The sequence below is a fragment of the Synechococcus sp. R5-15 genome, from assembly GCF_047462035.1.
Taxonomy (GTDB): domain Bacteria; phylum Cyanobacteriota; class Cyanobacteriia; order Thermostichales; family Thermostichaceae; genus Thermostichus.
Genome location: NZ_JANSIK010000159.1, coordinates 1 through 8,830, shown reverse-complemented (window position 1 = coordinate 8,830; position 8,830 = coordinate 1). Strand labels below are relative to the sequence as shown.

The following is an 8,830-nucleotide window of genomic DNA, read 5'->3' as shown; positions in this document are numbered from 1 at the left end:
AGAGATAGGCAGGATGCGATCGCTTCTTTCCTGAACCATGTTCAGGAGAGTTCAGCGTGAATGTATCAGCGACGAGTGGGGAACCACTTTCAGCTTGCGGGCCAGAGCCATCTGCCTTGCTTTCAAACGGGGGTTGATCAACGCCCAACTGCTGGACGAGGAGGAAGTGCATTTGGATCACTGGCTCAGCCGCTACCGACTGGATCCGCTGGACTAGAGAGGGGGTGTTCGAGCCGTCATCGCTCTTGGCAAGCACTTGTAGTCAATTCCCTTGCCAGCGACCAAGGAGACTTGGGCTCAATGGCTGGCCACCCCGCCAAAGAACTGGGATCAAAGCTCCCTCGTACCGCTATGGAGAAGCAAGCCGGCAGTGTGGGGGGTCGCTAGCGAAAAATCATCTCGGCAACCGCCTCAAAGCCGGCATCCAACAGCCGATCCAAGACCGACTGGGCCTGGCTGCGACTGTCGTACAGGCCCGCCTGCAACACTGTTCTGCCGTTGAAAACCGTTTCCACCGCCTCGGGGATGAGCTGCCGCAATCGGTTCAAGTCATCGCTGCTCTTGGGGGTCACCAACACGCGAAATTGAGTTGCCGTTCGCGTTGGCGAAACGGAGTCGTTACCCACAGCAACCACAGGGGGGGCAACTGGAGTTGTAGTGGGAGCAGAGGGAGTAGTTGGGATCCCCGTGGACGGGCGACGGGCCGGCGGGGGCAGAAGGGTGGTGATATCTGTGAGGGGAGCCGAGGGTGGCCTGGGAACAGGAGCTGCGGGGGCAGGGCCAACCGGCTGAGCAGGTGCGGTAGAGCCATCTGGCGTGAAGGGGACGGCAACAAACTCCTGCGCTTGGGGTTGAGTGTCCGCCGGCTGGGCAGGAACGTTGGGCAAAACGCGCCCCCCCGATCCCGATAGAGAGGCAACTGGGCTGGGATCCGTCGATTGCGGCACCGTCACAACCGGTAAGGTGGAGGGGGTCTCAGCGGCTGGCCGGGGATCCCTGGGAGTAGCCGGCTGGGCCGGAGCGCTGGGCAGAGCCAAAGTGCCAGGGGCAATGGGGCGGGGAGCGCTGTCGGGAAGGGCGGCGACGGTGGTTTGACCGGACAGATCCAGATCCCCTTTGGCTTTGCCCCGCAGTTGGTTGCCGTTGGCATTGAGGCGCAGGCCGCGGGTGGCGTTGTTGATATCGTATTGGCCGTTGCCCTCAAAGATGTTGTTGCCGGGATCCGTGGCCGTGCCCAAATCCGGCTGGGCAGTGGTGATGGCGGTGAGGCCGGTCTCCAAGTTCTGGGCGATGAGATTGTTGCGCAGGATGGGCCTGGAGCTGCCCCCGACGATCACGCCGGTACGGTTCTGCAGGATGCGGTTGTTGCGCACAATAGGCGCCGAGCGCTGGTCGATGGTGATGCCAAAGCCGGTCTCCTGGAACAGGTTATTGATGATGGTGGGCTGGGAGGTGCCCAAGACGGAAATGCCGTTGGCCCCGTTTTTATAGAAGCGGTTGCCCTCCACCCAGGGATTGGAAGCGCCGGCAATGAAGATCCCATCGTGGATGCTGCCCACAAAGCTGTTGTTGAGAATGCGCGGGGAGGCCGATTCGACCCAGAGGGCATAGCCGCGCCGCCCTTGGTTGCGCAGGGTAACTCCTCGCACTTCTGCGCCGGTTTCTGCCAGCAGAGCAACATTTTGTCGGCCTAGGGTCGGGCTCATGTAGGTACCGCCGCCGGTGATGAGATAGCCCTCTCCCAAGGTGGACTCGTCCCCACGCAAGGTGAGGCCGGCTTTCAGACGGATGGGGAAGGTTTCGCCGCTCTCCTCGCTATACACCCCAGGAAAAAGCTGAATGACGCTGCCAGCCTCAGCCCGCTGAATGGCGTAAGTAATCGTCTTGAAGGGGTTATTGCGGGATCCATCCCCACGGGTATCGCTGCCGTTGGCCGCATCCACGAAAATGGCCGGGCGATTGTCCGGGAGCGGGGGAGCTTGAGGCAGGGTCTGCTCACCGGTAATGCCGGTGTCCAGGGAAGTTTGCGCCCAGCCGGGATCCAACTTTGCTGTCAGCAGTAAGGTGGTGCCAAGCATCAGAGAGGTTGCCAGCCGCGTCAGCATCGCAGAACGATGGCGCTGCGCCCGCAGGCCGGGCAGGACTGCTGTAGATTGGTGTTCGCCGGATTTCTGCAGACCAATAGGCAGTAAGGACAATAAGGAAGAGATCATGGTGGTTATCCTCACACCAGGCTGGGCTAGAGAAGAAAGGCCGAGGTTATCCTACCAAACTGAGTAGGCGGGATCCTGCCCTATCCGCCAACTCTAAATACGGACTAACGCAGGCTTTTTTTGCAAATCTGACACTAGCCCTAGAGTATCATCCTTTCTTGCGCCATGACCTACAGAACCCTTGCCCCCGAACATCTGCCCCAAGAGCCGCCGCTGGTTGAATCCGAGATCCTGCTGTCTCCGGTCTCACCGTGGCAACCCCTGATTCATCTGCTGCTGTTGGGGATCCCGGCCTTCTTGCTGCTCTTGGGAAAGCTGATGGCTCAGCCGGTCTTGGGCTGGGGGGCGGTGCTGGCTTGGCTGGGCCTGGCGGGCTGGTGGGGGCGATCACTTTGGGCTCAGATCGGACGCCGTCTTTGGCAGTGGCTGACCACTTGGCCTCAATTGGCCTGGGCGGGAGTGGCCCTCAGCTTGGCCGTGATGGGAGGGATTGCCGGGAGCGGGCTGTTTTCTGCCTTGGGATCCCTGAGTTGGGAAGCAATTGGGGCTTTGGGAGAAGTGTTCGGGGCCACAGGCCAGATCTTGATCGCCATCCTGGCCGCCTACATCGCCTGGCGGCAGTACATCATCTCCCGCGATCTCACCATTCAGCAGAATATCATCACCCAGCAGCAGACCATCGACGCCTACTTTGAAGGCATTTCCAACCTGGTCTTGTCTCCCGATGGGCAGTTGGACGATTGGCCCCTGGAGCGGGCCATTGCTGCCGGGCGCACGGCTGCTTTGTTGAACGGGGTGGATCGCTTCGGCAAAGCCAAGATCCTGCGCTTTCTCTCCACCGCTAACCTGCTCAGCCCTCTGCGGCGAGACGAACACCTGGGCCGACCTATCCTGGATGGCAAGGGGGGCTACCAGCGGGATCGCCTGCACGGGATCCGAGTGGTCAACCTGGGCACGATGCTGGAGGGAGCCGACCTGCATGGCACCCTGTTGCGGGCGGTGGATTTCAGCGAAGCCAGCCTGGAGCGGGCCAACCTGAGCGGCTGCGATCTCAGCCACACCAATCTGTGCGGAGCTAACTTGCGGAATGCCGACCTGCGCGGGGCCGATCTCTACCGCGCTTTGCTGTTTGTGGGATCCCCTCAGACAGCTTCCCCTGCTCAGCCAGGGCAAAAGCCCGATTTCAAGACCGGGGCCTACACCGGAGCTATCGTGGCAGGGGCAGATTTCCGCCAGGCTCGCCGCCTTTCCCCCGAACAACGGGCCTACCTGGCCGCCTGGGGGGCCGAGCTGGATCCCGAGTCCGAACCTCCCCTCAACTCTCCTAGGCCGCGTTCGGATCCTGCCGACAAAACGGAGTCGTTTCCCCCACCTGCCCCAAGCCCTTGAGCGAGAATAAATCGATAAGCCTGGTTCAGGGCTTTTGCCGCCGATTTTTCGGCCATTGCAACTCGCCTCTCCCTTGGGGATGAGGGCGATCCCTTTCAATTCTCAAACATGGCACGGTTGCTCACCAAGTTCTGGCTGCTGGAGCGCTATCTATTTGGGCAGATGCTCACCCCAGTGCTGGCCGGTGTTGCGGGGGGAACCCTGCTGCTGCTGGTGGGCCGACTGTTTACCCTGGCCGAGCGGCTGGTCGAGGGATCCGTCCCCCCCCTGACGGTGTTGCGCCTCTTGGTTTTGGATCTGCCGGAGATGGTGGTGCTGGGTATGCCCATTGCCGCCTTTTTTGCCACCATGCTCACCTTGGGCAAGCTGAGCGGCAACAGCGAGATCACCGCTATGCGGGCAGCCGGGATCCCGTTTAGCCGGATTTTCCGGCCCCTGCTGCTGGTGGGGTTGGCCATGAGCTTGAGCGCTTTTTTCATCAGCAACGTGCTGCTGCCAGCCAGCAAACAGCAAATCCGCCAGATCGATCAGCAAGCTTTGCTGGCCCAGGCCACCACCCCGGTGCAATACGATGTCTTTTTCAAAACCGAAGACAACCTCTGGTTCTTCATCCGCCAAGTGGATCCCCGGTTAAATACGATGCAAGATGTTACGATTTTGCGGGTGGATCCCTTGCCGGGAGGCAAATACCAGTTGGCGGAAGTGACCTTGGCCGCTCAGGCAGTGTGGAACGGACTGGAGTGGAGCCTCAGCGAAGGAGCGACCCACCTTTACGGCCCCACGGGTCTCAGCATTGCCGAGCAAACGTTTCATCGCAAGCCGCTGCAAGTTTCCCAGGATCTGGCTACCCTAATGCAGCCGCCGGTTCCCCCCAGCGAGTTGAGCTTACCGGAGCTGGCGGAGCGGATTTCCCGTTTGGCCCGCTCCAATCTCAATACTCAGGCTCTGCGCACCGAGTTCCACATGCGCTTCTCCCTGCCCTTGGCCAGCTTTTTTGCCGTGCTGATTTCGCTCCCCCTGGGATCCAGCACTGCCCGGCGGGTGGGACGCTACGGGGGCGTCGTCTTCGGGATCCTGTTGGTGTTTGGCTACTACGTGGTTCTGAGCGTGTCTCGCAGCTTGGGAGAAGTGGGAGCCCTTCCCCCTTGGGCGGCAGCCTGGAGCTTCAACATCTTGTTCGGCGGCATCGGACTGGTGCTGCTGGCCCGTTTCCTGCGCTAGGGATCCACCCTAGAATCCGCCAGTCTCAGTTCTCAAGGATGTCTCGAAGAAGGCAGGGATCAACTTTCCTTTCTCTCTCCTCTCGCCTCGCGTAGCTCAGGTTTCCGTCCCCTTGCGGGGAAAAGGTAGGGATCAACTGTTCTTTATTCTCCCGTAAGGGAGAGGAGTAAAAAAGTTTCCGTCCCCTTGCGGGGAAAAGGTAGGGATCAACGTTTATCCCGATTAAAGGGAGGTACTATGTCTGCCATGTTTCCGTCCCCTTGCGGGGAAAAGGTAGGGATCAACGGATGACGAATCCTAGTTTTGGGCCAATGTTCGATTGGCGTTTCCGTCCCCTTGCGGGGAAAAGGTAGGGATCAACTGAAAATGAATGTCAAGTTCCTGCGCTTGTTGGTTAAGGTTTCCGTCCCCTTGCGGGGAAAAGGTAGGGATCAACCGGATTTTAAATTTTTCAAGCAGGTCAACTAGGATCAAGTTTCCGTCCCCTTGCGGGGAAAAGGTAGGGATCAACCCTACCCCCGGAAAAGCTTGAATCCATGCAGTTTTCAAGGTGCGTTCGCGAGGGAGTACGGAGACTTCGTGACATAGATATTAACATTGCTCTTGGGGATAAGCGCAAGCAAGAAAATTGGGCTTTCTGAGGCTGTTATGTCTTGTTTTCGTGCCAATCATGGCAAGAGATCTAGGTTTGCCCTTGAAATCTTGAGCTAACAAAATTAGCCTGGCGATTGCTTGCCCCGACAGATCGCGCACAAAACTTTACAATTTTCGCTCTCCTGCTCAGGCCAGGGATCCCATTGCGGGGAGAGTCTGTCTAGACTGGAAAGCAGCCCTACGGGGATCCCTATGCGAATTGGCGTGCCCAAAGAGATCAAAGAGCAAGAGTTCCGTGTCGGGCTGACACCGGCGGCGGTGCGGGCCTTAACCGAACAGGGGCATCAGGTGTGGGTGGAAACCCAAGCAGGCCAGGGGGCGGGCTTCACGGATGAGGACTACCAAAAAGCGGGGGCCAAGCTGGCTGTCACTCCTGAGGAGATCTACCGGCAGGAGCTGGTGGTGAAGGTAAAGGAGCCCTTGCCTGCCGAGTATCCTCTGCTCCATCCCGACCTTATTCTGTTCACCTATTTGCACTTGGCCGCCAGCCGCGAGCTGACCCAGGCGCTGCTGCAGTCGGGAGCCACCTGCCTTGCCTATGAAACGGTGGAATTGGCAGATGGATCCCTGCCCTTGTTGATGCCCATGAGCATGATTGCCGGGCGGCTCTCGGTGCAGTTTGGCGCCCATTACCTCACCCGACAACAGGGGGGGCGGGGCGTGTTGCTGGGCGGGATCCCGGGGGTGCCGCCGGGGCGGGTGGTGATCCTGGGCGGGGGAACCGTGGGCACTGAGGCGGCCAAAATGGCCGTAGGCTTGGGGGCACGGGTGCAGATTTTGGACATTAACCTGCAGCGGCTGAACGAGCTGGAGCTGATTTTTGGCTCGCGGGTAGAGCTGCTCTACAGCACGGCCCAAAGCGTGGAAGAGTGTGTTCGCGAGGCCGACCTGGTGGTAGGGGCAGTGTTGGTGCCGGGAAGGCGGGCGCCGGTCTTGGTGGGAGAAGAGTTGGTGGCCCAGATGCGTCCTCGCTCCCTCATTGTGGATGTGGCGGTGGATCAGGGGGGGTGCATTGCTACCACACGGGTTACCACCCATGCCCAGCCGGTTTACGAAGCCCACGGGGTGTTGCACTACGGCGTTCCCAACATGCCGGGGGCTGTCCCCTGGACTTCGACCCAAGCGCTGGTCAACGCCACTCTCCCCTACATCCTCAAGCTGGCCAACCTTGGCCTGGCCGCTGCTTTGGAACAAGACTCGGCCTTGGCCAAAGGGCTCAACATCAGGGCAGGAAAGATCGTCCACCCGGCAGTGCGGGCCACTTTTCCAGATTTGGGCTAGCTTGTTCAGGCATCGGTGGGATCCCCTGGAGCAGATGCTACTGTCGCCAGGACAGGACATAGCGCTCCAAAGCCGCAAAAAAGGTGTAGAGCAAAATGCCCATAATGCCGAGGGCAACCAAACCCGCAAAGGCCAAAGGCACATCAAAAGAAGAGCTGGCCGACACGATCAGGTAGCCCAGCCCCTGGTTAGAAGCCACCGTCTCCGAGATCACCGAGCCGACAAAAGCAAAGGAGATGGCCACCTTCAACGAGGCAAACAGGTAGGGCATGCTGTGGGGTAGCCCCACCTTGGTGAAGATCTCCCAAGAGCTGGCCCCCAACGAGCGCAGCACATCCCGCATTTCGGCTTCCACCGTCTCCAGCCCCACCGCCACATTGACCGCAATGGGGAAAAAAGCCAGCAAAAAGGCCGTGATCACCGCCGGGATCGTGCCCAAGCCAAACCAAATCGCCAGCAGTGGCACCAAAGCCACCTTCGGGATGGTGTTAAACCCCACCAGCAGCGGGTACAAACACAGATGGGCCAGGCGGGAGCTGCCGATGATCGATCCCAGCACTATCCCCCCCACCAAAGCCAGCGCAAAGGCCAGCAGCGTCGAAGTGAGGGTGGTTAGGGAGTGACGCAGAATCACCGGGCTCCATTGGTTCATGGCTGCGAGGATCTGGGTGGGCGCCGGCAGAATGAAGCGAGGAACGTTGAACAGCCCCACCCCCACCTGCCAGAGCACAAGGGTCAAAACGATGGTGACAGCGGGCAAGACCACAGAAGCCGTTTGGGTCTGCAAAAATCGGTCAAATGATTTTTTCATGGGATCCCTCGGCAGAAATGCGCGGTAACCTGTCCAGCAAACCTTTCCAGATTTTTTGGATCAAGGGCTCTTTGGCCTAATAGCTGCGCCGAATGTGCTGGCGCACTTCCGAGACCAAGCGGTGAAACTCGTCCGTCAGGCAGATCTCCAGCGGGCGTGGACGGGGCAGATCCACTTTGAGGGAAAAGATGATCTCGCTCGGTCGTGGCCCCATCACATAAATGGTATCGGAGAGGAAAACCGCCTCCCGCAAATCGTGAGTGATCAAAATGGCGGTGCAGCCGGTGCGCAGCCACAGCCGCTGCAACATTTCCCACATATCCTCGCGGGTAAAGGCATCCAAAGCGGCAAAAGGTTCGTCCAACAACAACAGCTCCGGCTGATGGATCAAAGCGCGGCACAGGGAAGCCCGCTGCCGCATTCCCCCAGAAAGCTGCCAAGGATAGGCTTTCTGAAAACCCTCCAAGCCTACGGTGGCCAGCAGCTCCAGCGCCGACTTCTCGTGCTGGGCCAGGTTTTGCTTGAAGGTGCGCTTGTAGGGCTCTACCACCTCCAACGGCAGCAACACGTTCTCCAGGGTTGTGCGCCAGGGCAGCAGCACCGGGTTTTGAAAGGCCATGCCCACACTCTTCAGGGGGCCGGCGATGGGCTGCAACTGAAAGTAGAGGGTGCCGCCATGGTCAGTGTTCAGGCCGGCCATCATCTTCAAAAGAGAAGTCTTGCCACAGCCGCTCGGCCCAACAATGGAGACAAACTCCGAGTGGGCAACAGAAAAGCTGACGTCGCGGATGATCGTGACCGGGGATCCCTTGCCGGGGTACTGCAGCGAGACGTGGCGCAACTCCAGAACGGGCTTGCCCGAAACAGCGGGGGAAGATAACCCACTTTGAACCACCCTCTGCGACTCCAACATTGACTCAACTCCAATGATTTTCATATGATTTTCATAGCGGCCCAAGTGAGGGCTGATCCCCCTGATCCAGACAGATGATGGCGGGAGCAATGAGGGTTGCAGGCCGGTTTATCTCGATTGGTATGGCCAACCCCATCCCCACTACATCAGAGAGAGGGGCAGCCAGCTGTGTTGCCAGATACTTTGTGGGCCGGTGAGGTCCCCCCATGTTCAGCTTCAGGAGATGTGGGATCCCCGAGGGCCCGGTCATCGAAGACAGTAAACTACCCGACACCCGTGCTATGCGCAGGGTGCGGGCTTTATCCCAATCCCTAGCGGCCCCAGAGGACAGCTAAGTTTCGGAATTTC

Annotated in this window: 7 protein-coding genes and 1 CRISPR repeat array; of the genes, 4 read left to right on the top strand and 3 right to left on the bottom strand. The window is 59.5% G+C overall.

Annotated features, from left to right (window positions below; translation table 11 throughout):
- Positions 1 to 37: 37 nt before the first annotated feature.
- A complete protein-coding gene (locus tag NW839_RS12160; protein ID WP_414352186.1) occupies positions 38 to 217 on the top strand; it encodes a hypothetical protein in 180 nt (59 codons plus the stop codon).
- Between the two features lie 166 nt (positions 218 to 383).
- On the opposite strand, the gene NW839_RS12155 is transcribed toward NW839_RS12160, so the two are convergent.
- Complete coding sequence (locus tag NW839_RS12155) at positions 384 to 2,213, bottom strand: DUF1565 domain-containing protein (protein ID WP_414352187.1); 1,830 nt, start codon at positions 2,211 to 2,213, stop codon at positions 384 to 386.
- A 165-nt stretch (positions 2,214 to 2,378) separates the two neighbouring features.
- Here NW839_RS12155 and NW839_RS12150 point away from each other — a divergent pair, with 165 nt between their 5' ends.
- From NW839_RS12150 to ald, 3 genes are all read left to right on the top strand, one after another.
- Entirely contained in the window at positions 2,379 to 3,602 is a 1,224-nt protein-coding gene (locus NW839_RS12150; protein WP_414352188.1) for a pentapeptide repeat-containing protein, read from the top strand.
- 108 nt (positions 3,603 to 3,710) lie between these two features.
- Positions 3,711 to 4,823, top strand: coding sequence for an LptF/LptG family permease (locus NW839_RS12145; RefSeq protein ID WP_414352189.1), 1,113 nt, complete (start codon positions 3,711 to 3,713; stop codon positions 4,821 to 4,823).
- A gap of 100 nt (positions 4,824 to 4,923) precedes the next feature.
- Positions 4,924 to 5,334: a CRISPR direct-repeat array (repeat unit 37 nt; unit sequence GTTTCCGTCCCCTTGCGGGGAAAAGGTAGGGATCAAC).
- 335 nt (positions 5,335 to 5,669) lie between these two features.
- A complete protein-coding gene (gene ald / locus NW839_RS12140; RefSeq protein WP_414352190.1) occupies positions 5,670 to 6,758 on the top strand; it encodes an alanine dehydrogenase in 1,089 nt (362 codons plus the stop codon).
- A gap of 37 nt (positions 6,759 to 6,795) precedes the next feature.
- Here the strand turns inward: ald and NW839_RS12135 are convergent, their stop codons facing one another.
- Together NW839_RS12135 and NW839_RS12130 are read right to left on the bottom strand one after the other, a co-directional pair.
- Entirely contained in the window at positions 6,796 to 7,569 is a 774-nt protein-coding gene (locus NW839_RS12135; protein ID WP_414352191.1) for an ABC transporter permease, read from the bottom strand.
- Positions 7,570 to 7,645: 76 nt separating this feature from the next.
- Positions 7,646 to 8,482 carry an ABC transporter ATP-binding protein gene (locus tag NW839_RS12130; protein ID WP_414352192.1) on the bottom strand — a complete coding sequence of 279 codons (837 nt, stop codon included), beginning with the start codon at positions 8,480 to 8,482 and terminating at the stop codon, positions 7,646 to 7,648.
- Between the last annotated feature and the right edge of the window lie 348 nt (positions 8,483 to 8,830).

Coding starts and splice junctions, on each gene's coding strand:
- NW839_RS12160 (WP_414352186.1), top strand. CDS start 38: ATGTTCAGGAGAGTTCAGCGTGAATGTATCAGCGACGAGTGGGGAACC.
- NW839_RS12155 (WP_414352187.1), bottom strand. CDS start 2,213: ATGATCTCTTCCTTATTGTCCTTACTGCCTATTGGTCTGCAGAAATCC.
- NW839_RS12150 (WP_414352188.1), top strand. CDS start 2,379: ATGACCTACAGAACCCTTGCCCCCGAACATCTGCCCCAAGAGCCGCCG.
- NW839_RS12145 (WP_414352189.1), top strand. CDS start 3,711: ATGGCACGGTTGCTCACCAAGTTCTGGCTGCTGGAGCGCTATCTATTT.
- ald (WP_414352190.1), top strand. CDS start 5,670: ATGCGAATTGGCGTGCCCAAAGAGATCAAAGAGCAAGAGTTCCGTGTC.
- NW839_RS12135 (WP_414352191.1), bottom strand. CDS start 7,569: ATGAAAAAATCATTTGACCGATTTTTGCAGACCCAAACGGCTTCTGTG.
- NW839_RS12130 (WP_414352192.1), bottom strand. CDS start 8,482: ATGTTGGAGTCGCAGAGGGTGGTTCAAAGTGGGTTATCTTCCCCCGCT.